Source organism: Hadarchaeum sp. (SeqCode), assembly GCF_049969415.1.
Classification (GTDB): Archaea; Hadarchaeota; Hadarchaeia; order Hadarchaeales; family Hadarchaeaceae; genus Hadarchaeum.
This window is the reverse complement of record NZ_JBMFOX010000014.1, coordinates 1-22,921: the sequence shown is the minus strand read 5'-3', so window position 1 is coordinate 22,921 and position 22,921 is coordinate 1. Positions and strand designations below refer to the sequence as shown.

Annotated in this window: 23 protein-coding genes and 1 tRNA gene; 8 read left to right on the top strand and 16 right to left on the bottom strand. The window is 58.8% G+C overall.

The features are described from left to right. Nucleotides 1–4: 4 nt before the first annotated feature. The gene (locus ACP5PX_RS04575) at nucleotides 5–940 is read right to left on the bottom strand and encodes an SDR family oxidoreductase (RefSeq protein ID WP_428084423.1); all 936 of its coding nucleotides are present in this window, start codon (nucleotides 938–940) and stop codon (nucleotides 5–7) included. Nucleotides 941–1,007: 67 nt separating this feature from the next. On the opposite strand from ACP5PX_RS04575, the gene ACP5PX_RS04570 reads away from it, so the two are divergent. From ACP5PX_RS04570 to ACP5PX_RS04535, 8 genes are all read left to right on the top strand, one after another. After that, entirely contained in the window at nucleotides 1,008–1,418 is a 411-nt protein-coding gene (locus ACP5PX_RS04570; protein ID WP_428084421.1) for a secondary thiamine-phosphate synthase enzyme YjbQ, read from the top strand. Next, nucleotides 1,419–1,970 carry a ribonuclease H-like domain-containing protein gene (locus ACP5PX_RS04565; protein WP_428084419.1) on the top strand — a complete coding sequence of 184 codons (552 nt, stop codon included), beginning with the start codon at nucleotides 1,419–1,421 and terminating at the stop codon, nucleotides 1,968–1,970. Next, complete coding sequence (locus ACP5PX_RS04560) at nucleotides 1,946–2,515, top strand: uracil-DNA glycosylase family protein (protein WP_428084417.1); 570 nt, start codon at nucleotides 1,946–1,948, stop codon at nucleotides 2,513–2,515. Before ACP5PX_RS04565 ends, ACP5PX_RS04560 begins: the two co-directional genes overlap by 25 nt. A gap of 123 nt (nucleotides 2,516–2,638) precedes the next feature. Beyond that, nucleotides 2,639–4,417 (top strand): ABC transporter substrate-binding protein, encoded by a 1,779-nt coding sequence (locus tag ACP5PX_RS04555; RefSeq protein ID WP_428084415.1) that lies wholly within the window; start codon nucleotides 2,639–2,641, stop codon nucleotides 4,415–4,417. An 88-nt stretch (nucleotides 4,418–4,505) separates the two neighbouring features. Then, nucleotides 4,506–5,540: an ABC transporter permease gene (locus ACP5PX_RS04550; protein ID WP_428084413.1), complete on the top strand. Its 1,035-nt coding sequence runs from the start codon at nucleotides 4,506–4,508 to the stop codon at nucleotides 5,538–5,540. A gap of 4 nt (nucleotides 5,541–5,544) precedes the next feature. Beyond that, a complete protein-coding gene (locus tag ACP5PX_RS04545) occupies nucleotides 5,545–6,594 on the top strand; it encodes an ABC transporter permease (protein ID WP_428084411.1) in 1,050 nt (349 codons plus the stop codon). Beyond that, complete coding sequence (locus tag ACP5PX_RS04540; RefSeq protein ID WP_428084409.1) at nucleotides 6,595–7,767, top strand: ABC transporter ATP-binding protein; 1,173 nt, start codon at nucleotides 6,595–6,597, stop codon at nucleotides 7,765–7,767. A 9-nt stretch (nucleotides 7,768–7,776) separates the two neighbouring features. Then, nucleotides 7,777–8,817 (top strand): ABC transporter ATP-binding protein, encoded by a 1,041-nt coding sequence (locus ACP5PX_RS04535; RefSeq protein ID WP_428084445.1) that lies wholly within the window; start codon nucleotides 7,777–7,779, stop codon nucleotides 8,815–8,817. Between the two features lie 234 nt (nucleotides 8,818–9,051). Here ACP5PX_RS04535 and ACP5PX_RS04530 read toward each other — a convergent pair whose 3' ends face one another. The 15 genes from ACP5PX_RS04530 to ACP5PX_RS04460 all read right to left on the bottom strand — a co-directional run bounded on the left by ACP5PX_RS04530 (nucleotide 9,052) and on the right by ACP5PX_RS04460 (nucleotide 22,487). Then, a complete protein-coding gene (locus ACP5PX_RS04530) occupies nucleotides 9,052–9,696 on the bottom strand; it encodes an imidazoleglycerol-phosphate dehydratase (protein WP_428084407.1) in 645 nt (214 codons plus the stop codon). A gap of 20 nt (nucleotides 9,697–9,716) precedes the next feature. Continuing rightward, nucleotides 9,717–10,385: a DUF434 domain-containing protein gene (locus ACP5PX_RS04525; protein ID WP_428084405.1), complete on the bottom strand. Its 669-nt coding sequence runs from the start codon at nucleotides 10,383–10,385 to the stop codon at nucleotides 9,717–9,719. Between the two features lie 8 nt (nucleotides 10,386–10,393). Then, complete coding sequence (gene leuS, locus ACP5PX_RS04520) at nucleotides 10,394–13,282, bottom strand: leucine--tRNA ligase (protein WP_428084403.1); 2,889 nt, start codon at nucleotides 13,280–13,282, stop codon at nucleotides 10,394–10,396. 47 nt (nucleotides 13,283–13,329) lie between these two features. Continuing rightward, a complete protein-coding gene (alaS, locus tag ACP5PX_RS04515) occupies nucleotides 13,330–16,071 on the bottom strand; it encodes an alanine--tRNA ligase (RefSeq protein WP_428084401.1) in 2,742 nt (913 codons plus the stop codon). A gap of 127 nt (nucleotides 16,072–16,198) precedes the next feature. Continuing rightward, complete coding sequence (gene rpl12p, locus ACP5PX_RS04510; RefSeq protein WP_428084399.1) at nucleotides 16,199–16,501, bottom strand: 50S ribosomal protein P1; 303 nt, start codon at nucleotides 16,499–16,501, stop codon at nucleotides 16,199–16,201. A 115-nt stretch (nucleotides 16,502–16,616) separates the two neighbouring features. Next, nucleotides 16,617–17,546 carry a 50S ribosomal protein L10 gene (locus ACP5PX_RS04505; RefSeq protein ID WP_428084397.1) on the bottom strand — a complete coding sequence of 310 codons (930 nt, stop codon included), beginning with the start codon at nucleotides 17,544–17,546 and terminating at the stop codon, nucleotides 16,617–16,619. Beyond that, nucleotides 17,543–18,196 carry a 50S ribosomal protein L1 gene (locus tag ACP5PX_RS04500; protein ID WP_428084395.1) on the bottom strand — a complete coding sequence of 218 codons (654 nt, stop codon included), beginning with the start codon at nucleotides 18,194–18,196 and terminating at the stop codon, nucleotides 17,543–17,545. The genes ACP5PX_RS04505 and ACP5PX_RS04500 overlap by 4 nt, the downstream gene beginning before the upstream one ends. Beyond that, complete coding sequence (locus ACP5PX_RS04495) at nucleotides 18,197–18,673, bottom strand: 50S ribosomal protein L11 (protein ID WP_428084393.1); 477 nt, start codon at nucleotides 18,671–18,673, stop codon at nucleotides 18,197–18,199. Nucleotides 18,674–18,761: 88 nt separating this feature from the next. Continuing rightward, entirely contained in the window at nucleotides 18,762–19,052 is a 291-nt protein-coding gene (locus ACP5PX_RS04490; RefSeq protein WP_428084391.1) for a hypothetical protein, read from the bottom strand. After that, on the bottom strand, nucleotides 19,039–19,524 hold the full coding sequence (locus ACP5PX_RS04485) for a transcription elongation factor Spt5 (protein WP_428084389.1): 486 nt from the start codon (nucleotides 19,522–19,524) through the stop codon (nucleotides 19,039–19,041). The genes ACP5PX_RS04490 and ACP5PX_RS04485 overlap by 14 nt, the downstream gene beginning before the upstream one ends. 9 nt (nucleotides 19,525–19,533) lie before the next feature. Then, nucleotides 19,534–19,707, bottom strand: a complete 174-nt coding sequence (locus ACP5PX_RS04480) for a protein translocase SEC61 complex subunit gamma (RefSeq protein ID WP_428084387.1) — start codon at nucleotides 19,705–19,707, stop codon at nucleotides 19,534–19,536. Next, on the bottom strand, nucleotides 19,707–20,792 hold the full coding sequence (ftsZ, locus tag ACP5PX_RS04475; protein WP_428084443.1) for a cell division protein FtsZ: 1,086 nt from the start codon (nucleotides 20,790–20,792) through the stop codon (nucleotides 19,707–19,709). Before ftsZ ends, ACP5PX_RS04480 begins: the two co-directional genes overlap by 1 nt. A gap of 99 nt (nucleotides 20,793–20,891) precedes the next feature. Continuing rightward, on the bottom strand, nucleotides 20,892–21,683 hold the full coding sequence (locus tag ACP5PX_RS04470) for a D-aminoacyl-tRNA deacylase (protein ID WP_428084385.1): 792 nt from the start codon (nucleotides 21,681–21,683) through the stop codon (nucleotides 20,892–20,894). Nucleotides 21,684–21,925: 242 nt separating this feature from the next. Beyond that, nucleotides 21,926–22,000: transfer RNA gene (locus ACP5PX_RS04465), tRNA-Val, on the bottom strand. 67 nt (nucleotides 22,001–22,067) lie between these two features. Next, nucleotides 22,068–22,487 (bottom strand): hypothetical protein, encoded by a 420-nt coding sequence (locus tag ACP5PX_RS04460; RefSeq protein ID WP_428084383.1) that lies wholly within the window; start codon nucleotides 22,485–22,487, stop codon nucleotides 22,068–22,070. Between the last annotated feature and the right edge of the window lie 434 nt (nucleotides 22,488–22,921).

The following is a 22,921-nucleotide window of genomic DNA, read 5'->3' as shown; positions in this document are numbered from 1 at the left end:
ACCTTCACCTGCCGACCCCCTGGCTCCGCAACAGCATCTTGACGCCGCTCTCCAGCGACACCTTTGGCCTGAAGCCGAGCCGCTCCCGCGCCTTGGAGATATCCGCCTGGCTGTGCCTGATGTCGCCGGGACGGGCGGCCTCATATACCGGCCTCAACTTGGTCTTCCCGGAGAGCTTGAGGAAGATCCCGCAGAGCTCGTTGATGCTTGTCCGCCTCATCGTACCCACGTTGATCACCTCACCCTCGACCCCGGACTTCAGTGCCAGCAGCGTGGCCGTCACCACGTCGGTCACGTAGATGAAGTCGCGGGTCTGCTCCCCGTCGCCGTAGATGACCGGCGGCTGGTTCTGCCGCAGGCGCTCGATGAACCTCAGCATCACCCCGGCATACTCGCCCCCCGACTGCCTGGGCCCGTAGACGTTGAAGTAACGGAGTGAAACCGCGGGGAAGGCGTTGGCCTCGAAGAGGGCGCGGCAGGCCCTCTCCGCCTCGAGCTTGGAGCGGGCGTAGGGCGACAGCGGCTCCGGTGGCGTCTCCTCCTTTATCGGCAGCTGCTTCGCCTCCCCGTAGACGGCGCAGGAGGAGGCAAAGATAAAACGGTTGACCCCGGCCTCGAGGCTGGCCCTGAGCAGGTTGAGCGTCCCCCCCAGGTTCACCTCGCTGGTCAGCTCCGGATCCCTGACTGAGAGCGGCACGCTGATCAAGGCCGCCAAGTGTACCACGGCCTCGGCCCCCTCCAGCGCCCGCCTGACCGCCGCCGGGTCCCTGACGTCCCCCCGGACCAGCCGGAAATCTCGGTTACCTAGGTGATGGGCGATGTTTCCCTCCGAGCCGGTGGAGAAGTTGTCCAGCACCGTGACCGAGTGGCCCCGGGCCAGCAGGGCGTCGACCAGATGGGAGCCGATGAACCCCGCCCCCCCTGTGACCAGCACCCTCATCCTATCCCTACCCCTATTTTCATCTACGTTAAAATAGCCGAAGTCGTATTCAAACTTTGGGAGAGGCATGAAAACTTGGTCCAGGGAATTCAACGTTTCCACGCGAAAACATTGCGAAGTGGTCGATGTTACCGACAAGGTGCTCGCGGCCGTCCGGGAGTCTGGAATCAGAAACGGGCTGCTCCTGGTGCTGCTGCCCCACGCGACCGCGACCTTGGTCCTCAACGAGGATGAAGGCGGGCTGAAACAGGATCTGCTCAACAAGCTGGATGGCCTGGTGCCCCAACAGGGAAACTACCAGCACGACAGGATTGACGACAACGCCCACGCCCACCTCAAGTCGGCCCTCTTCAGTTCCCCTCTAGTCTTACCCATCATCGACGGCAGGCTGGTGAGAGGGACCTGGCAGAACTTTCTCCTGATCGAGGCGGACGGGCCCCGCAACCGGAGAATGGTGGTCTTCGCGATGGGTGAGTAGATGCCCGCGCTCTACCTAGATATCGAGACCAGCGCCAAGAACGCCAACGAGGGAATGGTTATCGCCATTGGGGTGATGTCCGAGGGGGAACCCGAGGTCAGGTTCTCCGACACCTTCGAGGAGGAGCGGAGGCTTCTGGAGTGGCTCCGGGAGAAGCTGGAGAACTGCGACCTGCTGGTCACCTGGTTCGGCGCGGGCTTCGACGTCCCCTTCCTGCTCAGCCGGGCCCTGGTGCACGGCGTGGACCTGTCCAAGCTGGCCGAGGCCCCGATGCTGGACCTCTACGAGTGGTCCCGGGCCAAGCTGCTGCTCTCCAGTTACAGCCTGGACTCGGTGGTGCGATTTCTGGGCCTCAACACGGGACGGGGCTTCAAGGAGGTCCACGGCGGCGACATCCCGACCCTTTTCAAGCTGGCGGAGCGCGGCGACCTGGAGTCGCGCCGGCTCATCGTCGAGCACTGCCGGGAGGACGTCCGAGTGCTCAAGCTGATCCACGACCGGCTGCGGCCGCTGGTCGAGCGCTCGGGGTGGGGATCGCCACGGAAGACCTAGAGAGAAGAATAAAGACCTGCACCCTGTGCAGGCTGCACCGGCTCCGGAAAAACGCCGTGCCGGGAGAGGGTCCCCACGACGCCCGCGTGATGCTGCTGGGCGAGGCTCCGGGGAGAAACGAGGACCTCCGGGGCGTCCCCTTCTGCGGGGCGGCGGGCAAATTCTTGGACGAACTCCTGGGAATCGCCGGCCTGAGACGGGAGGAGGTCTACATCACCAACACGGTCAAGTGCCGCCCTCCGCAGAACCGTGCCCCCCTCGACGACGAGATCAAAATCTGCACCGGAAAATACCTGAAGAAGCAGGTCAAACTCATCAAACCGGAGCTAATCGTGGCTTTGGGCCGGATCGCGGCCAAGGCCCTGCTGGGTAAAGAAATCCCCATAACGGCCTACCACGGAAAGATGGTGAAGGCCAGATTCGCGGGATTGACCTTGTCGATCTTTCTCACCTACCACCCGGCCGCCGCCCTCTACGGCGCCAAGACGAGGCTGAAGTTGAAGGAGGACTTTGCCAAGCTCGCCGAGGTGCTGAAGACAATTTAATCGCGCGCTGAGACCGCTCCTTTCGGCCCATCCAGAGGCTATTTAAACGCGGAATCTGAACTTAAAAACAAAAAGGAGGATGTGAATATAAGCAAAAAAGGATTGGCCACATCTGCCGTAATTGTGATCGTCATTGTTGTCGTTGCAGTAATCGCAGGAGCCGTTTTGATGCTGGGTCAGCCAGCGCCTACGACGACCACCACGCCTACCACAACCACGACGCCTACGACCACCACCACGCCCGTGAAAAATCCGGACACGCTGATCTACGCCACCATCGGTGAACAGGAGACCTTGGACCCAGCCTGGGCCTACGACACCGCCAGCGGCGAAGTCATCATGATGGTTTACGAAACGCTGATCGCCTACGACGGCACCCACACGGACAGATTCGTGCCCAAGCTGGCCACCGAGGTACCCACCGTCGCCAACGGCGGCATCTCCGCGGATGGACTGACCTATAAGTTCAAGATAAGGAGCGGCGTCAAGTTCCACAACGGAGATGACCTGACCCCCGAAGATGTCGAGTACTCCTTTGAGAGGGCGATGGTGCAGAACCGTGACGGTGGTCCGGTCTGGATGCTTCTGGAGCCATTGATCGGCATCGAGGCCGCCTACGAGCCGCTGACCTTCGAGCAGATCGACCAAGCGGTTGAAGTTGAGGGAGACTACGTGGTCTTCCACCTCGCGCAGCCCTACCCGCCTTTCCTAGCCATCCTAGCCCAGTCTTGGTCCTCGATTGTTGACAAGGAATGGTGCATCGCCCAGGGTGACTGGCCGGGAACGGCGGAGACCTGGGAGAACTACCGCAACCCCGAAACCCCGCCACTGCAGGAAGTGATGAACGGCACCGGGCCCTTCAAGCTTGACCGCTGGGAACACGGAGTGCAAACGGTGCTGACGAGAAACGACCAGTACTGGGGTGGACCGGCGAAGCTGAAAAACGTGGTAATTCAGGTGGTTCCCGAGTGGACCACCCGGAAGCTGATGTTCCTCGCCGGTGACGCCGACATCGTGGACGTGCCCCGGCCGAACATCGCCGAGCTGGAGGGCGTCGAGGGCATTCGTGTCACCAAGGACCTGCCCATGCTGGCCGTTGATGCCATGTTCTTCACCATGAACATCGACCCCAACAGCGACTGGATAGGCAGCGGTCAGCTCGACGGAAACGGCATTCCGGCGAACTTCTTCTCCGACAAGAACGTCCGGCTCGCCTTCGCCTACTCCTTCGACTACGAGACCTTCCTGCGCGACGTCTACCAAGGGGAAGCCATACAGCCGGCCTCTCCGGTGATCGAAGGCTTGCCCTACCATAACCCGAACCAGGAGAAGTACCACCTCGACCTCGCTAAGGCTGAGGAATACTTCAAGAAGGCTTTCGGCGGCGAGCTTTGGGAGAAGGGATTCAAGATGACGATATTGTACAACACCGGAAACGAGCCCAGGAGAATCGCCGCGGAAATCCTCAAGAAGAACATCGAGAGCCTCAACCCGAAGTTCTCGATTGAAGTAGCAGCTAGGGACTGGGGCACCTACCTGCACGAGATGGTCGCCGGCAAACTTCCCCTGTACATCATCGGCTGGATGGCCGACTACCCCGACCCGCACAACTTCGTCCAACCATTCATGCACAGCGCGGGCGCCTTCTCCGCCTGGCAGGGCTACTCGAACCCGACCGTGGACGACCTCATCATGCAGGGGATAAGCGAAATCGACCCTGCCAGGAGACAGCAGATCTACTATGAGCTGCAGCAGATCTACCACGACGATGTACCCAGCGTCCCGCTCGACCAGGCACTCGGCCGCCACTACGAAAGGGATTGGGTGCACGGCTGGATCTACAACCCCATCTGGCCCGGCGAACCGGCACTTTGTGACCCCTACCTGATGTGGAAAGGATAAATACCAGGAAAGGTCAAAACCAACCTTTCCCCTTTTCTTTTTGAAAGCTTTTTAAACATCAATACTCTCTTAAAAAAAGGGAACCAGTTTGGAACTTAGAACCTATATCGTGAGAAGGCTGCTTCTTCTGATACCCGTCCTAATTGGAGTAATCATCATCATCTTTGCCCTGCTCCAGTTCTTCAACCCCGTGCAAAGGGCGGCGCTCTACGTGAGGAGCCCGCAGCAGTTCAGGAACATCGACCAGATAATCGAAAAGTACCACCTGAACGAGCCGGTCTACGTGCAATTCTTCTACTGGATCAGCGAGGTCCTCAACGGCAACCTCGGCTGGTCCAAGTCGGTCAACATGCCCGTTGCCGAGGCGCTGCTGAGGTTCCTGCCGGCGACGCTCGAGCTGCTGATCTTCACGGTGCCCCTGACCATCTTCATCGGGATCAAGCTGGGGATAACCTCCGCCATCAACAGGGACAAGCCCGTGGACCACGTCACCCGGGGCCTCGCCATCGCGGGCTACTCCCTGCCCGCCTTCTGGCTGGGGCTGATGCTGCTGATGATCTTCTACGGGTTCTTCACCGGGCTTTTCCCCCCGGGCAGGCTGGGGCTGGACGCTGAAATGGTTGTGAGCTCGGCGTCGTTCCAAAACTACACCAACATCCACACCATCGACGGCATCCTCAACCTGCGCTTTGACGTAGTTCTGGATGCGCTGAGGCATCTGGTGCTGCCCGTCACCACGCTCACCGTCATCAACCTGGCCTTCATCATGAGGATCATGCGCTCGAGCATGCTGGAGACGCTGAACAAGGACTACATCACCATGGCCCGGGCCAAGGGTCTCGATGAAAAGACCGTGATCAACAAGCACGCCAAGAGAAACGCGCTGATCCCGGCGGTGACCGTGGCGGGATATCTGGTGGCCTCCCTGATGGCCGGTGCCGTGCTCACAGAAACCGTCTTCAACTACAAGGGTCTGGGCTGGTGGTCGGTGAACGCCGCGGTCCAGCTGGACATGCCTGCGGTCCTCGGTTTCGTCCTCTTCATCGGCACCGTCATCGTGATAACCAACCTAATCGTCGATCTGCTCTACGCCAAGATCGACCCGAGAATCAGGCTGGGGTGATGTGGTGATACTGCAGCTCCTGCTCCTCGCCGCCATCTTCTCGGCGATTCTGTCACTGCCGGTATTTCTCCTCAGCAGGGGCAGGACAAAGATATCGGAAAACGTCAGGAAAGGCTCTGGAGTTAAGACGAGTCGCTGGCAGAACTTCAAAGCCAACCTGAGCCCGCAGGTCCGGGAGCTGAAATTCTCTCTCCGGAGGATAAGGAAAAGCCCGCTCTCGCTGGCCGGAATTTCCATTATCCTCTTCTTCGCGGTGATTGCGGTGCTGGCCCCGGTGCTGGCCCCTCCCGCCGACCCCTACCGGCCCTACAACATCCCCCGTGATGGATTCTCCCAGACGCCCAAACCGCCCAGCGAAATCCACCCCTTCGGAACCACCGAGGGGCAGTTCGACATCTACTACGGCGTCATCTGGGGCACCAGGACGGCGTTTACCGTGGGGCTGATGGTGGTGGGCGCCTCAATTCTGGTGGGCATCGTGCTGGGAGCCTTGGCGGGATACTTCGGCGGGATAATCGATGAGATAATCATGAGGGTCACCGATGTCTTCTTCGCCGTGCCGGCCCTGATCCTGGCGATGGCCTTCGTGACCGCGATAGGCCCCGGCCTCGACAGCGTGATGAAGGCGCTGATACTGGTCTGGTGGCCGGTGTACGCCAGACTGGTCCGGGGCGAGGTGCTGCAGGCCAAGCAGGAGATCTACGTGGAAGCGGCCCGGGCAATGGGTGCCTCCAACCTCAGGATCATCACCCGGCACGTGCTCCCCAACACCCTGTTCTCGGTCATGGTGATGGCCTCCCTGGACCTAGGCGCGGTGGTGCTCACCGCCGCTGGGCTCAGCTTCATTGGATTGGGGGCACCGCTGGGCTACGCGGACTGGGGGCAGATGATCAGCTTCTCCCGTAACTGGATCGTGGGGCCGCCGGGACAGCCGTTCCTCTACTGGTACACGGTGCTGATACCCGGTCTTTTCATCTTCTTCTTTGTCCTCGGATGGAGCCTCCTCGGAGACGCCGTCCGGGACATCCTAGATCCCAAGCTGAGGAGGAAGTAGATGGTGAAGGAAGCTCAACCGCTGGTTCAGGTCAAGGACCTCGTGGTAAGGTTTTACACCTATGAAGGCGTCGTCAAGGCCCTGAGCGGCGTCAACCTAGACATCAAGGAAGGGGAAACTCTGGGGCTGGTCGGCGAAACCGGCTGCGGGAAAAGCGTCACCGCCTTCTCCATCATCGCCCTGCCGCCACCGCCTGGAAAAATCGAAAAGGGCGACATCCTGATGAAGAGCAACGGCGGTTTGATCAACATCCTCAAGCTGCCTAAGGAGAAACTGCAGGACATCCGTGGACACAAGATCTCGATGATTATGCAGGAGCCGAGCGCCGCGCTGAACCCCCTTTATACCATCGGCGAACAGGTATCGGAGGTCCTGCTCAGGCACCGGCCGGAGACTCTGGTCAAGACCGTGCTCCAGGAACTGGGAAGGGACATTGAAGCTGCGGAAAAAAAGGGCTTGAAATTCAGGGCCCGGGTTTACCGGACCTACGCCGGAATCTACCAGAGCCTGCTGAAGAACCAGCGGGCATGGAAGGTCAGGATGGCCTCAAAAATCCCGTTTCTCAGGAGATACCGGCGCCGGCTGGACTCGGTGCTGAGGCGAGAGGTCGTCGGACTTTTGAAGGAGATGAGGATCGCCAACCCCGAGGGCGTCTATGACCTTTACCCGCACGAGCTAAGCGGCGGCATGCAGCAACGCGCCGTAATCGCCATGGCCATCGCCTGCCATCCCAGGCTCCTCATCGCCGACGAGCCGACCACCTCGCTGGACGTCACCGTTCAGGCGCAGATCCTCGACCTCATCAGGGAGCTGAAGAAGGAATTTGGCTCCTCGGTGCTCTACATCACCCACAACCTCGGGGTGGTGGCGGAGATCTGCGACCGCGTGGCGGTAATGTATGCCGGGCAGGTCTGTGAGGTCGCCGAAGTAAAGGAGCTCTTCAAGAGGCAAAAGCACCCCTACACCCGGTCCCTCTTCCAAGCCATACCGCGGCCGGGCCGGGGGTTTGTCTCCATCAAGGGGACGGTGCCCAACCTGGTCAACCCGCCTCCGGGCTGCCGGTTCCATCCCCGGTGCCCCAAGGCCATGAAGATCTGCTCCAAGGAAACGCCGAGTCCGGTCGAGGTCAGAAAGAACCACCTCGTCTACTGCCATCTCTACGGAGGTGATTAAGTGGAAGTGATGCTGGAAACCCAAGGCCTGAAAAAATACTACCCGATACTGGGCGGAATCCTGAGGAGAAAGAAGGGCGACGTGAGGGCCGTCGATGGCATTGACCTGAAGATTTACCGCGGCGAGTTTTTCGGGCTGGTGGGGGAATCGGGCTGCGGGAAGACCACCTTCGGGAAGACGGTGCTCCGCCTGCATGAGCCAACCGCGGGCCACATCTACTTCGAGGTTCCGGAGGAAATCAAGCTTAGGATAAAACGGCTGGAAAAGGATGGAAAGAAATCACCGGAGCTGTCGAAACTTCTCCGCGAGTACGACTTCGCCTGCTTCAGCGGGAAAAAACTCAAACAGATGCGGAGGAGGCTGCAGATAGTCTACCAGGACCCGACCACCTCGCTCAACCCGCGAATGCTCGTCAAGAACATCGTCGGGGAGCCGCTCATCATCCATAAGCTGGCCCGGGGCCGGGAGCTGGAGGAAAGGGTGCTCGAGCTGCTCTACCGGGTGGGGCTAACCAAGGACCACCTCCGCAGGTATCCCCATGAGTTCAGCGGAGGACAGCGCCAGCGCATCGCCATCGCTAGGGCCCTCGCAACCAACCCGGACTTCGTCGTGCTCGATGAGCCGACCTCCGCCCTCGACGTCTCCGTTCAGGCACAGATCCTCAACCTCCTCCAGGACCTCCAAAAGGAATTCAAACTGACCTACCTTTACATTACCCACGACCTCAGCGTGGCCGAGTGCGTTTGCAACCGAATCGCGGTGATGTATCTGGGCAAGATCGTGGAGCTGGCCAACACGGAACAATTTTTCAAGCATCCGATGCACCCCTACTCGCGGGCGCTGCTTTCAGCAATTCCCATCCCCGACCCCACGGTCAAGAGGAAGAAAATAATTCTTAGCGGGGAAGTGCCCAGCCCGGCCAATCCTCCGCCCGGCTGCGCCTTCCACCCCCGCTGTCCCTACGCGGACGAAAAATGCCAAAAGGATCCGCCACGCCTCGAGGAGATGAAGAAGAACCATTTTGTGGCCTGCTGGCATCCGCTGAAGTGATGGCGGCGCACACCAGATATTCTTTTACAGCTAAACCTCGTTTCCGGGCAGAACATTATTTCCACGGGTTATTCTGAGATTAGCCCCGGTCAACGCATACTAAGAAACCACTTCCGGCTTGTCGGAAACCCGCAACTGTTTTCTCGGCAATTTTTTTATCCTGAAAACTTGCGCGCCCTTGCCGGAACGTGTTTTATCTGCCCAATTCGGACGGTGGCAGCCCAACCTCAATCTTCACAGAAGGGCCAGTCCTTCCTCCGCATAATATGGGTTATCGCTGGCTGGACGCCAGGGATTCTTCTTAAACACGCCCCTGATGGCCTCGCCAAAGGCGCGCGAAGCCGCTTCCCAGCAGTGGTGTGGTTCCTGTCCCTTCAAGATATCGATGTGGATGGTTGCCTTCAATCCCTGGGAAAGTCCCTCAAAAAACGCCACACAATCGCTGGTATATAGATCTTCAACCCGCTCAGACTTTGCTCCTTCTGCATCCAGTCCAACGAAGATATTTCTTCTTCCCTCAACGCTGACCATCGCTCGTGCCAAAGCATCGTCAAGCGCAAAGAGGCCCGACCCGGCTCCGTCGATTCCTGATTTCGACTTGAGTTCAAACAGTTGCGACAGCGCCGCACCCAGAGTAATCCCCACATCCTCCGTTATCGTGGCTGTCAGCTTCCTTTTCACATTTACCGAAACGCCTATGCTCATACAGGCCCCCCAAGCGATGGTCTCCAGCATATGATCCAGAAAGGCTAGGCCTGTGGCTATCTCGGTCTTTTTCTTTTCCAAGCTAACTTCAACCTCAACGTCAAGTTCCTTCGTGCTCTTCACCAGCCTGACATAAGAATCAGAAAGCTCTTTAACATCAAACAATTTGGGCATCCATTCTCACCTCCGTTCTCCTACTTGCCCAGTGTATTATTAATAAGTTCTTTAACATCCAGAACGTGGCTCCTCCTTGACCACATTAGCTCCTGAGGAATATCCCATACCTTTCTCGCGCGCTGGATCACGACGCGATCGCTGCTAGCAACCACTTCGAAACCTTCCAGTTTTTTATCGACCCCGCCCACGGCAAGCGCCCCTCCGCGCAACCCTGCGGCTTCAATTCTTCTCCTGAAATCCGCCGCCAGCTCCCCGCTGCGGCTGACCTGCTTGTCAAAGAAAATAACAACCTCGCTGGGCTTGGCCCTCGCCACCGCCTCCACCAGCTCCGCGATTGCACGAGGGGTGGCTGTCCCGGCCCGATATTTGCCGAAGATGGCCCTGAGGTCCCTAACGATACCGTCGTTGCACAGCACGACCCTTTTCCCCGTCAGCAGGCTCTCGACCGTTATCAGCACGTTGTAGCCGTCCACCCCCAGCCTCCTGCCCCTAACGCCGTTCATCCTGATCAACTTGCGCCGGTGCTCCTCAGCCTCCCGCTGGGAAAAAACACACCGCGCCAGCAAATGTCTCTCCTCCAAGGGAAGCCGGTAGTGGTTGGCGACGAAGTTGACCGCCGAGTCACGGGGGTAACCGTGATCCAAAAGGTAGAGCAGGTCAACGGTGGCCCTTCTCAACCTCAGCATCCGAATCCTCACTCGAGATAGATGGCCGGCCTCAGGGGCAACGCCATCGCCGCCCGGTTCAAGGGGTCATGGCGGGCCCGGTCCTCGGCCCCGAACACCTGCACCTCGCCTAGATCGAACTCACTCCGGATGAAATCAGTCGCCTCCTTCAGGATCCGCTGCTCGTCCAGCATCTTCGATGAGATGATCTCGAACTCCGGCTCCGCCATCTTCCTTATCTCCTGGACCATCTGCTGGAGAAGCCTGGCCAGCTCCGCCCTCTGCCCGCGGAGCCCCATTCTTTTCTCCACCTCCTTCATCAGCTCCCCCAGGTCAACCGCTCCGGCGCGGGAATGCTCGATGGCAATCCGAAAGGCCCGCCACTTCCATTCTGGGGCGACATAGAGGCACAGCTTCCTTGGCTCTTTCTTCATCACCTTGATTATTTTGCCGACGTCATCGATGACCCGGAGGAGAAAGTTCTCGGCAAACTCGGCATCCTCATCCACCAAGCCGGCATCAACCCGGGGCCACTCCGCGGTGGAGACGAAACCGCCTTTACCCAGACGCCTCCAGAGCTCCTCGCAGATGTGCGGGACCACTGGCGCCAACAGCCTGAGCCACACGTCAAGCACGCGCTTAACCACGGCAGCCCGCATCTCAGGACGGCCCTCCCGCCTCATGAACCAGCGAACGTCCTGCATCATCATGAAGAAGGCATGCTGGGTTGCCTTTCTGGTCTCAAAGCTGTCGAGCGCCTCCGTCGTCCCTTGAACGTGCCTCTGGAGCCGGCTGAGCATCCACCTCGCCGGCTGGTCGAGGTCGGATACCCCTTCATCAGGCAGGGAAATTATCTCCTCAGCCAGGGAAACAAAACGTTCCAAGTTCTTCTGCATGGCCAGCGCCTCGTTGGCCCGCCAGTCAAAGTCCTGCCAGGGTTCAACGGTCGACATCAGGTAGAGCCTGACGGTGTCCGCCCCATATCTCTCCACCGCCTCATTTATCGCCACGATGTTTCCCTTTGAGGACGACATCTTCTGCCCCTCGAGCACCGCGATTCCGAAGCTCACTATCCCCCTAGGACAGAGGTCAGGAAACAGCAGCGCGTGGTGGAAGATGTGGAAGGTGAGGTGATTGGGAATCAGCTCGTTGGCCGACATCCGGTAGTCAAGGGGATACCAGTAGCTGAACTCCCGCCGCATCTGCTCCAGCTTCTCCACCTCGATGTTGGTGGCCCGGGATAGCTCGCCGGGATCGCCCTTTCCGTAGAAGACATAGTCAAAGATCTCATCAGTCAGGGAAGCGGGGTCGACCGTCTTCAGAATATGGGCGATGGTGTAGTAGGCCATGTAAATCGTGGAATCGCTGAGCGACTCAATGATCCAGCCCGGTGCCCAGGGAGCGGGAGTCCCCATGCCGATGATGCGGGTGCAGGGCCACTCACGGAGCCAGTCAATCGTGTGCTCGAACTGCCGGCGGGTCTCGGGCGGTACCAGGTGCATCCGGGAGAGACAGGCCCGGGCCTTTTCCTTCCATGCCTCGTCCGCGTAGTTGAGAAACCACTGATCCTCAACCACCCTCACCACCACAGGACTGCCGCAGCGACAGGTCACGGGCTTGGCGGAAAACTCAAACATAGTGGCACCTTCATTCGTCGCCAGCAACTCCTCCCGCACCGCCACCTTGGCCTGAGAAACCGGCATTCCCGCATATCTCAGGACCCAATCCCTCATCCGGCCCTTGGCAAACTCGTTCCGGTAGACCTCGGCGGTGGCCTCCTCCAGCCTAGGGTCGCGCTGGTGCTTGATCCCCATGCGCTCGACGACGTCCACGGCCGGTGACTCACCGAAACCGGCGACCTCAATCAGCGATATCGGCTTAATCCCGGCGACCTCCTGGGGGTCTATGCCCCAGCGCCGCAGGACCTCGGGATGCTGCTGCAGCTCCAGCAACGCCACGTAGTCGTAGGGAGCATGCGCCGGCACCGAGCCAACAACTCCCGTGGCGTTATCCGGGTCCACAAAGCTGGCGGGCAGGATCGGCACCTTCTTGTGGATCAGTGGCACCTCGACCTTTCTGCTGAAATCTATCTTCGCCGGCTTGGCCTCCCCGACGTCAAATCCCTGCTGGCGTAGCTTCTCCACAGCCGGCTCGCTGACGATCCAGGTCTCATTTCCAACCCTGACGCTGACGTAGTTGACCTCGGGATTGAGCCACAGGTTGGTCACGCCGAAGACGGTCTCCGGGCGCAGCGTCGCGGCGGGCAGAATTTGATCCTCATAGCGGTATTTCAGAAGCGTGAACTCGACAATCTCCGCCCCTTCGCCCTCAAGCAAGTCATGATCGGTGACGGGGTTGCCGTCATTGGGGCACCACTTGACCGGGTGCCTGCCCTTTACAATCAGTCCCGCGCTCTGGATCTTGTGATACTGCCAGGTGATGAACTTGCTGTAGGTGGGATCAATGGTGGTGAACTCGCGGCGCCAGTCGATGGAATAGCCGAGCCGCTCCATCCCCTTCCGGTAGCTGAGCTCGCTCTCCCGGGCAAAGTAGTTGGCGTAAAATTTCGGATCTTCGAACTCCTTGAGCATCTCGGGCGGAATCCGGTATCGCTCGGTCAGGACCTTAACAAAACCGGACTCACGCCGGGCGACGCGCTTGGTCGCCCCAACGATTGGGGTTCCGGTGAAATGATAGGCCATGGGAAACAAAACGTTGTAGCCGCGCATGCGCTTGTAGCGGGCAATCACGTCGGGAACGGTGTAGGTCCGCCCGTGGCCTATGTGCATCGGCCCCGAGACGTAGGGATAGGCAACCGTGAGATAAAACTTCGGCTTCTCGTTAGGCTCGGACTCAAAAAGCCTCGCCTCACGCCACGCCGCCTGCCATTTGGCGTCAATTTCCGCCCAGTCCACCATTTTCCCGCCACCTACCACTAAACAATCCAAAGGTTCCATAACTAGGTTTATAAGACCAGCGACAGCTGCCGCTCGCAGACCTCCCGCGCCCGCCTCAGTGCAACCGCCAACCTACCGACCTTAGGACCGCCACCCTGCCCCAGCTCCGGTTTACCTCCGCCGCCGCCCCCGAGGATCCTCGCGGCCTCAGCGGCAATCGCCCCGCAGTCCACGCCCGCCTTCACCGCTTCCTCACCCGCCATCGCTATCACCCTCGCCGTGTCGGTCGCGGAGCCCAGGACCGCCACCACAGACCTGTCCGCTGCCGTCAGGGCGCTGCCAACTTTAACCAACTCGGCGGAACTTGCCCCCTCGATCTCTTCCGCAAGAAACTTCACCCTGCCCAGCGGCACGGCCTTGCTCCGAAGCTCCGCCAGCCTCTGTTCGGCAAGCCGCTGGCTCAGCCGCTCCACCTCCTTCTCCGCAGCCTTCCAGTCCTCGAACAGCTTTTCCGCCGCAGAGGCGACCTTCTCCGGTGGAACCTTCAATATCCCGGCCACGCTGGCGAGCTGCCTCTCCAGCGACTGGACGAACTTCAGCGCTGCCTCACCGACCGCAAACTCCAAGCGCTCAATTCCATCCTGAATCCTCTCGGAGCGGATGACCTTGATAAAGCCAACCTCGCCCGTGCTTCGAAAGTGGGTGCCGGCGCAGGCCTGGGTGTTCCACCCTTCGATGTCCACCACCCGGACCAACTTTCCGGGGACCACCCCGCCCTGGTAGAGGTCAAAACCGTATCTCTGCTCCGCCTCATTGCGGTTCATCCACTCAACTCTCACCGCCCGGTTCTGGACGACCACCTCGTTAGCCAAGCGCTCGATCTCCTGAAGGTCCTGGGGCTCGATGCGCTTGTGGTGGGAGATGTCCAAACGTGAGCGCTCGACTCCTTTCTGGGCCCCCTGCTGCCACACGTGCGGGCCCAAGACACGGCGAGCCGCGCCAAGGAGGATGTGGGTCCCGGTGTGATGGGCCATCAACGCCCTCCGCCTCTCCCAGTCCACCTTGCCGACCACCCTCTGCCCGGGCCTGAGAACGCCGCCCTTGCAATGGTGTAAAACCATGTCCCCGCCCTTCAACACGTTATGGACCTCGACCTTCGCGCCTTCAGCCTCCAGCACCCCTATGTCGCTCGGCTGCCCGCCACCCTCAGGATAGAAGGCGGTGCGGTCCAGCACCACAAAGTCATCTACGACCCGCAGCACCTGGGCCGAGAACTCCACCCGATACTGGTCCTCATAGTAAAGCAGCTTCGTCGGCGGCAGCCCCTTTAGCATCTCCGCTGGAACCGGGATGACCTGCTCCGGCACGTGCCGTCTGCTGCTGTGGGACTTGGCGACATTGATGTCGAAATCGTCGGGGATCTCCACACTAACGCCAAATTTCTCGGCCACCTCCTTCACCATCTCCGGCCTGAGCCCGTGGCTGTCATAGAACTCGATGAGCTTTTCCGGCGGCAGCGGTTGGCTTTTGGCCCGCAGTTCGGCAGCGAGCCTCTCCACCAGCCGGGTCCCTCTGGCGATGGCATCACGGTAGCGCTGCTCCTCCAGCTCAACCACCTCCAGAATGTAGCCGGAGCGCTCCCTGAGCTCGGGGAACTGGCCATAAAGCGTTCCCAGACAGAAGTCCATGAGCTCGGAAAGCGGCTTCTGGATGCCCAATTTCCAGATCAAGTCCAAAGTCCGTCTGAGCACCAGCCGGGCAAGATATCCCTCGCGAACGTTGCTCGGGGTTATCCCGTCGCCAAACATGAAGGCGAGACAGCGGAGGTGGTCGGCGGTGGCATAGATTGATTCCAGCGGCGCGAGCAAACGGTCCACTTCTTCCACGCTCATCCCCATCCGCTCGGCAACCTTCAGACGCAGCTGCCTGAGTTCCCTGCCCCCCGCAATATCTATCAGCCCGGCCAGCCTCGAGTTCTCCTGCAGCAGCTCGGCGGGAGGCATGACCACCCCGGCAAGACGGGAGAGATGGTCAATCATCGGAGAAAAGATGGCTTGGTAACTCGAGGGGCTGCCCTGCGACAACCAGGTCAGGCGCTCCATCCCGTAGCCCGTGTCCACTATTTTCAGGGGGAGGGGGCGATACTTTCCACCCTCGCCAGCATAGTGCATGAAAACCAGCGTCGCTACCTCCAGCCCGCGCACGATCACCTCGAAGTCCTCACCAGCATTGCCACCGCCTTCCCAGATATCCTGAACGTAGGAAATTTCACCGGGTTTTATCCCGAGTTCACGGCTGAGGAACTGGTGGCAGAGCTCGACCGTCTCGTCCGTCCAGTAGATCCTCTGCCGCCTTGAATTGAAGGCATGATGCCCCCCCATGAAGAAAAGGGTCAGATGCCTTCCCGAGCGTCCCACGTTATCGATGTCCTTGAGGCGGATGCTGGGCTGGCTCACCACTAGGGGATTTGCCGGAGGGGGAACCAACCCGCTGGTGACCCAAGGTTGAAAATTAGCGATCGAGGCTATCGTCAGGAAGATGTCGTCGCGCCAACGGGAGACCACTGGATACCTCTTGATGATCTTGTGGCCGTGCTTCTCAAAGAACCTGAGAAAGGTCCGCTCCATCTCGGCCAGCCGGTACCTCCGCTTCGTCGGCGGGTTGCCGATGAAGGAGTATTCATCGCAGGGGGTGTCACCGCAGGTGCTCCTTTCCGGATCTAAAGTCCAGAATATCCTGCCGCACTTGGGGCACTTCTTCCGCTCGAAGCCCTCCTGTCTGAAGAGTTTCACCCGGTAGATGTCTTTCACGATACCACTCCGTCAAGCAAATATCAGTGGCAAAGTTAAAAGTCTTCTCCGGGTCGAAAGCCAGGGCTGGTGCCTGCTCTGTCCTGAGCCGAAGATCTGAGCCGAACAAACGCGGATATAAATCACTCTAGCCGAACAGCGCGCCGAGCCCGGCCAAGGCTTCCTCTTCCTTCTTCTCCTCGACCTTCTCCTCTTTCTTCTCCTCTGGCTTGGCGGGAGCAGCCGCCGGAGCGGCTGGCGCGGCCACTGCTGGTACAGCCGCGCTCTTGATCGCCTCGTCGATGTTGACCCCCTCGAGCGCTGCGACCATGGCCTTGACCCTAGCCTCGTCAACCTGCAACCCTGCAGCCGCAATTACCTTCTTCAAGTTTTCCTCGCTGACGGGTTGTTTGGCGCTGTGCAGCAGCAGAACTGCGTGAACGTATTCCATTTTCAAACCCCTTTTTCTTTGTGCACCTACCAATATAAATTGTTGCCTTTTAGCTTTTGTCCCTCAAGACGGAACTCTTCTTCGAAAATTTCCATCAAAATCCACCCATCGAAGGCTAAGCCGCTGCGGGCGGTGTGCTCAGACCAACGAGGTTCCTCAGCTCTTCGTCCAGCGCCTGGAAATTCTTGCCCCCGATCACTGTGGCCAGGCCCAGCATTTCGGCATTGGCCCGCGCCAGCAACAGCGGCAGGACCTCGGCCACCGGCAGGCGGGCATTCACGGCCAAGTTCTGAGCGGAGGCGCGCGCCTTGGCAATCAACAAGCCGATGGTGAGCGGGGTCGGGTAGTTTATGTTCAGAGCCAAGTTGAACGCGTTCAGGCTGCCGAGCTTGAGCTCATCCAAAATCTTCTTCTCATCAACTTCCAGAACCCCACCGGCAAAGATCATGCCCCCCTCATAGGCGGCGCGCAGCTTAAGACCGAGCTCCAACGGCATGATGCCGAACTTGGTTAGGACATCCGCTATTTCCTTGGAGATGGTGTCCCCGGCCTTGAGGAGATGACAGTCCTCCAAGATCACCACCTTGCCCGCCTGGATGCGCGCCTTTATCCCCACCCGCTGCAGCTCGCCCACAACGGGGCCCGGGGCGAAGTCGGTTTCTCCGGCCGGGATAACGACATCCTTCATCGACTTCGATCCCGGCTTGGCTGGTGCGCTGATCTTGCTCTCGCGCAACAGCTTGCTCAGCTTAAAGGGGTTCATCTGGGTGAAGATCACTCCCGTCTGCCCGCGGAGGAAGGAAGCCAATTCAACGAGCTTTGGATTTTTGGCCTTCGTCTCCTCGAGCGCCCGGCAGACCAAGGTGTTCTTGGCCACGACGATCTCGGCCTGCCCCAGCAGCTTGTGCCGCATCTGCTGGAACTGGCTGGCGGGAAGATCCGAGATGTCGAGGACCCCAATGACAGGGTACTTCTCAATGAGCCTTTTAATTTCGGCGACGACCTCCTGCTTCCAGGCAGGTATCTCCCTTTTTCTGCCTTTCATGCCTGAACCTCCACCTCAACTGGCTTTCCCATCGTGGTCTTTATCCTTACCGAGGCAATTTTGGAGAGGTCTCCACCGAGCTTCCTCTCAACCGCCTCCAGAACCGCCCTCGCGTTGGCGGCGATCTCCTCGTCGCTCATGGACTCGACACCGATCTTGGCATTTATCGCCAACTGTTCTTTCGTCGCAATCCTCACGCTTCTCTTCAGCCTCTCGATGATCGGGGCAGGGTCGGCCGTCGGGGGTAAGGGCTTCGGCATCTTGCCCCTCGTTCCCAGCACCGGCCCCAAGGCCTTCCCGATGAGGATCATCAGGTCAGCCTGGGCAATTGAAAAATCGAAAGTTTCCGCAAGCTTCTTCGCCTGCTTCCGGTCCTTCTGCAGCTCCGCGATCTCCTCCCTGCCCAACACCTGAACCGCGCCGGCCTCGCGCGCCCTCCGGGCAAGCTCACCATCGGCGAAAACGATCACCCGCTTAGGCCCTCCGGGGTAGTGGGGCAGCACCACCTCTTCGGCAATTTTTCCCTCGGGCTTCTTGGGATCGATGTCCTTGAGCGCTATCTGGATCTCAAACGACTGGCTGAACTTCTTGTGGCTGGCTGATCTCGCCATCCGCACCGCCGTCAAAAGATCCTTGGCCCTTTCCGCCATTCACTTCAACTCCTCTTCGTGTTTTCCCTCATCAATCTCCTTCTGAACTTCCTTGGGGTTCTTGCCGTCTACGGTCACGCCAAGGCTCACGCAGGTCCCCAGGACCTCCTTGACCGCCGACTTCAGGGTTTTGGCCAGGCTGGCTCCAGACTTCAGCTTGGCAATCTTCACCACCTGCGCCAAGGTGAGATTCCCGACCACTTCCTTCCCGGCCGTCTTCGCGCCCTTTTCCAGCCCCAGCTCTTTTTTAATCAAGGCTGCGGTCGGCGGTGATCCCACCTCGATTGAGAATTCTTTGGTCTTCTTTTTCACCACTACAGTGACGGGGACCTTCATGCCGGCGAAGGAACTGGTGGCCTCGTTTATCTTGGCAACTACCTGCGCCACGTTGACCCCTAGGGGCCCTAAGGCTGGACCCAGAGGCGGCCCCGGATTCGCCTTGCCCCCTTCCACCATGACCTTAACCCTGGACTCCATGAAACAACCCCAAATTGACCGAACGTTCCCTCAAAAATAAGCCTTGAACGTTAAAAACCCTATTGTTTGCCACCCCGGGAAAAGGAATCTAGGTCAAAACTTCCAGCTTACCGTAAATGCCGGAACTGACGTGGACCTCGCCGCGGAACAACCTTGAATAGCCGTTGGTGATTTTGATCCTGCTGCCCACCTTAACCCGCTCAACGTCCGCATCCCACAACGAGATCTTTACTCGTCCTGAGTCGTCTTCACCCGTGGCGGTGGCAACGCGGCCCTCCCTGCCGTCCCTCCTTGTGTAGGGCCGCGGCTCCTCCATCTCCACAATGGTCAGTTCGAGGTCGATTCTCCTCATGTCCGGCCTCACTTCACTTGCCTTCACCCTCTCCCCCCTTCTCCTTCTTCTGCAGGACCTTAACCGAGTCCCCGCGAACGGTCACCGGGATGGGAACGGTGGCCTCAAAAAGCTCCACCGTTATTTCCTCCTTCCCCTCATCGACCCTGATTATCCTAGCGCGCTCCCCGCGGAAGGGGCCAGAGATCAGCTCCACGATGTCACCGATCTCCATGCCCACCACGGCCGCCTTGGGAATCAAGAACTGCTCTATCTGGGTGATGGGCACCTCCCCCGCCACCATGCCCTTGCCGTGCTTTATCCCCATCCGGGCCCGCTCAATGGTCGTCTTTCCCACCGCCTCGACGAAGATGTAACCTCTGATTCCGGTCGGCGCCAACACCGCCTTAATCGGCAACTTAAAGTTCTTCGCCCGGGAGGCAATCATGTCGGCCGTGTTCTTCTCCTGACCGATCGTCGTCCTGATGGCAAATATGGCTGGCTTTTGCGGCTCTTCCATAATATCCCCTCAGGGAGTCAACATTCCTTGGATAAAATAGCTGATCAGCATGATGGCAAAACCGACCAGCCCAAATACCAGGATCCCTAGACCGGCCACCTTCGCCACCTGAAGGTATTCCTCCCGGCCTGGTTTTCTCGCTACCGCAATGACTCGTTTGGCCTCGTGAAAAAACTTGCGCATTATAAGTACCCCAGTCCTAAATCTATGGGTTCACCCGGTTTAGCCGGTTTCTCTATCCCGGCAACATACGGGGAATGAACGCCCGAGAGTACAACCATCACCCTCACCGAGTTCTTCATTTCCTGAGAAATCTGCGCCCCCCAGATTATGTGGGCGTCTGAATCCAGCGCCTCGGCGACCTTGGCCACGATCTTTTGGGCTTCCTCAAGCGTGAGATCCGGGCTCCCCACGATGTTGATTAACGCGCCTTTCGCCCCAGTGATATCCACATCGAGGAGCGGGCTGTTAAGGGCCTCTTCTACCGCCTCCTCACTTCTGTTGGCAACGTCTGACTCGCCAATCCCAATCATGGCCACACCACCGTTTTTCAATATCGTGCGAATATCGGCGAAGTCTAGATTGATCAGGCCCGGTACCGTCACCATCTCCGTGATGCCCTTTATCGCGTCTATCAACAGCTGATCCGAGACCTTGAAGGCCGCGCCTATCGGCAGGTCGGGCGCCAGCTGCATCAGCTTGTCATTGGGTATTACCACCACCGTGTCCGAAACGGCTCGGAGCTTGGCCAAACCCATCTCGGCATTTCGCCTTCTCCGCGTTCCCTCAACCGTGAAGGGCAGGGTGACCACTGAAACGGTGAGCGCGCCCAGCTTTTTGGCGATTTCCGCGACCACGGGCGCGGAGCCGGTTCCGGTGCCACCGCCCAGGCCACAGGTGACGAAAACCAAATCAGCTCCATAAATGTGATCCTTTATGACCGCCTCGTCCTCCCGCGCCGCCGCCTCGCCCCTTTCTGGATCGTTGCCCGCACCAAGGCCTCCGGTTATGTCCTTACCGATCAGTATCTTTCGGTCGGCCGTGGTGTACAGCAGGTCCTGAGCGTCGGTGTTTATTGCTATCGTCTGGGCACCGCGGATACCGACGCCCATCATGCGCGAGATTGTGTTGCAACCAGCGCCGCCGCACCCGACGGCAATTATCCTCGCCTTGGCGCGCTGCAGAATTTGCTCCAGTTCCTCGGTGGTGATCGTCTTCACCTCGCTGCTCTTGGGTTTCTCCGGCGCCGCGAGAACGGCCTTGGTCAGAGGCGAAAACCCTGTCTCCGGTGAGTAAACCGCATTCTCGATCCTGGTCAAGCCATTCACTTCCGTTGTTTTTCGTTGTTGAGTTTCGCCCGTATTGATTTAAAGCTTTTTACGCCGGGCAATCTCCCCCGCGCGTTCTACCCGGATCCCGAGAACTTCCGCCGCCCTCAGGCAGACCTTCCTCTGCGGCTCGCTCAAGCCCTTCCAGTCGAGCAGCAGCAGATTTACCCCGCCGCTGGTGCGTCGAACCGCCAGCTCCACCAGTCCGGCATCAAAATTGACGTACTTGGGCAGGATGTGGCCCACACCAACTTCCGTGTTCAACGTGACCTCGGTATGCCTCGGCGCATAATGCGGCCCGCCCAGACCAGCCGCGTTCAGGCATTTCACGTCTGAGGTCGCCGCTTTCATTATCGCGTGCGCTACAGCCTCACCGGCTCTCCTGTCCGCCCACTGTTCCGGCCCGCTGCCAATCTCAACAAAGGTTACCGGAACACCCAGCCCCGCAGGACCGTGATGGGTAGCCTCCAGAGAAACTTCAAACTGAAGCCCGAGCGACTCTACTTCGGCCTTTAGTGCCGCGAGAGCCAGCTTTATGGTCCTGGGAGAGGCCAGCGCCAGCTCGCCTCTTTCGAGAAATCCGGGAGCGTGCACGGTGAGCGAAGGCCTGCCCGAGTCGCTCGCATGTCTCGAGGCAACTATTACCTCGTCGGCCTGTTGGCTCAAAGCAGTTATTTCGGTAGACTCCTCCTTTATGACCTCCATTGAAAGATCCTCTCCCATCTGAAAATGCCTTTCATCGGTCGTCCTTTCATGGTCGTAAAGCTCCAGCAGCCGCGAGACGATGTTCATCGCCGCGGGGTCCTTTTCCGAGGCCAGTATCAGCTTCATCGAAAAACTCCGTCCCTTATTAAAAACTAACCGGTCTAACGATTGTTGCTAGCTACTAAAAACTTTTGCTTAACCTGATTGCCATAAACTATAACGTCATCTAAATTTCATCATGGGGGAGTCTGTCCGCTTGATTATCATTAAGGTCTGTGGTTTTTCCCGTTTCTGTTCAACTTTATCATCAGACAATCTCTAACAATGTTGAGGCGATTGTATAGTAACCAATTGTGAAGAAAGGGTTGTGGTGGGCCCGGAGGGATTCGAACCCTCGACCTTCACCGTGTCAGGGTGACGTCATACCTCTAGACTACAGGCCCCAATAGAACTACGTTGAACAATATAAAATCCAATCGATTAGTTCACCCAAAAGCTACCTTTTTTCCTTCACCACCAGCCCAACCTCCAGTAGATCACCCTGAAGACCAGCATCGTTGCTATTCCGACGAGGATCGGCCACAGGCCCAAAACTTCGAGTTTAATTATTCCAAGCCCGTAGAGGGTCTCAAGCAAGCCGTAGGTCAGCTGCATCGAGGTGAAGAAGGACAGCAAGAGCTTGGCCACGATGTCCTCGATGGCAGACCAAAGGACGAAGAACACGGCCGCAGTGCCAAGACCACCAGCGGAAAACATAATCACGGTATGAAGGGGGTGCTGGGGTGGTGGATCGATCCGAACGTATCCATATAAGTTGAAAAAACTCATACCATAGAAAATATCCGCGCTGTAGCCAAGGGCCCGGGCCACGACCAGATGGAACGTCTCGTGGATAATTACCGACAGTCCCAAGAAAACCAAGAAAATCAATACGCCCCTCTTGACATCGGCTGTCCCGCGCGATCTGCGGCCCTTCTTGGGAATTACCGCCAGGTCCCTGCCCCCATCAAAAATTAAACTTCAAAGCCTTATTCCTTTCCGCATGGTGGAAACTCCTTGACCCCAAAAGGCATAAAAACTCGTGGTGGACCGGGCGGGATTTGCACTTAATTAGGTGTGAGTCCCATACTTCCACCGATCTAACGGTTCGAGTCCCGCCGCTGTGCCACATTGGAGAGTCGATCCCGTGTGGGTGTCGAACTCCACAGGGAAATACAGTGGAAACAGTATTAAACCTTTTTCTTTGAGGTGGACAATCCGACGAGCCTAACCTCCCCGCTCCCGTCCTCGTAAACGTGCCCGACGAGCTCGTAGGTCTTTTCGGCAGAAGACGGGGCAACCGCGAGTAAGTCCACGGCCACGCC

What these genes read in the sequence shown, in the direction of transcription:
- ACP5PX_RS04470 (WP_428084385.1), bottom strand. Translation starts at nt 21,683, where the DNA reads ATGAAGCTGATACTGGCCTCGGAAAAGGACCCCGCGGCGATGAACATC.
- leuS (WP_428084403.1), bottom strand. Translation starts at nt 13,282, where the DNA reads ATGGTGGACTGGGCGGAAATTGACGCCAAATGGCAGGCGGCGTGGCGT.
- rpl12p (WP_428084399.1), bottom strand. Translation starts at nt 16,501, where the DNA reads ATGGAATACGTTCACGCAGTTCTGCTGCTGCACAGCGCCAAACAACCC.
- ACP5PX_RS04525 (WP_428084405.1), bottom strand. Translation starts at nt 10,385, where the DNA reads ATGCTGAGGTTGAGAAGGGCCACCGTTGACCTGCTCTACCTTTTGGAT.
- ACP5PX_RS04495 (WP_428084393.1), bottom strand. Translation starts at nt 18,673, where the DNA reads ATGGAGTCCAGGGTTAAGGTCATGGTGGAAGGGGGCAAGGCGAATCCG.
- ACP5PX_RS04570 (WP_428084421.1), top strand. Translation starts at nt 1,008, where the DNA reads ATGAAAACTTGGTCCAGGGAATTCAACGTTTCCACGCGAAAACATTGC.
- ACP5PX_RS04500 (WP_428084395.1), bottom strand. Translation starts at nt 18,196, where the DNA reads ATGGCGGAAAGGGCCAAGGATCTTTTGACGGCGGTGCGGATGGCGAGA.
- ACP5PX_RS04575 (WP_428084423.1), bottom strand. Translation starts at nt 940, where the DNA reads ATGAGGGTGCTGGTCACAGGGGGGGCGGGGTTCATCGGCTCCCATCTG.
- ACP5PX_RS04530 (WP_428084407.1), bottom strand. Translation starts at nt 9,696, where the DNA reads ATGCCCAAATTGTTTGATGTTAAAGAGCTTTCTGATTCTTATGTCAGG.
- ACP5PX_RS04565 (WP_428084419.1), top strand. Translation starts at nt 1,419, where the DNA reads ATGCCCGCGCTCTACCTAGATATCGAGACCAGCGCCAAGAACGCCAAC.
- ACP5PX_RS04535 (WP_428084445.1), top strand. Translation starts at nt 7,777, where the DNA reads ATGCTGGAAACCCAAGGCCTGAAAAAATACTACCCGATACTGGGCGGA.
- ACP5PX_RS04480 (WP_428084387.1), bottom strand. Translation starts at nt 19,707, where the DNA reads ATGCGCAAGTTTTTTCACGAGGCCAAACGAGTCATTGCGGTAGCGAGA.
- ACP5PX_RS04505 (WP_428084397.1), bottom strand. Translation starts at nt 17,546, where the DNA reads ATGAAAGGCAGAAAAAGGGAGATACCTGCCTGGAAGCAGGAGGTCGTC.
- ACP5PX_RS04485 (WP_428084389.1), bottom strand. Translation starts at nt 19,524, where the DNA reads ATGGAAGAGCCGCAAAAGCCAGCCATATTTGCCATCAGGACGACGATC.
- ACP5PX_RS04540 (WP_428084409.1), top strand. Translation starts at nt 6,595, where the DNA reads ATGGTGAAGGAAGCTCAACCGCTGGTTCAGGTCAAGGACCTCGTGGTA.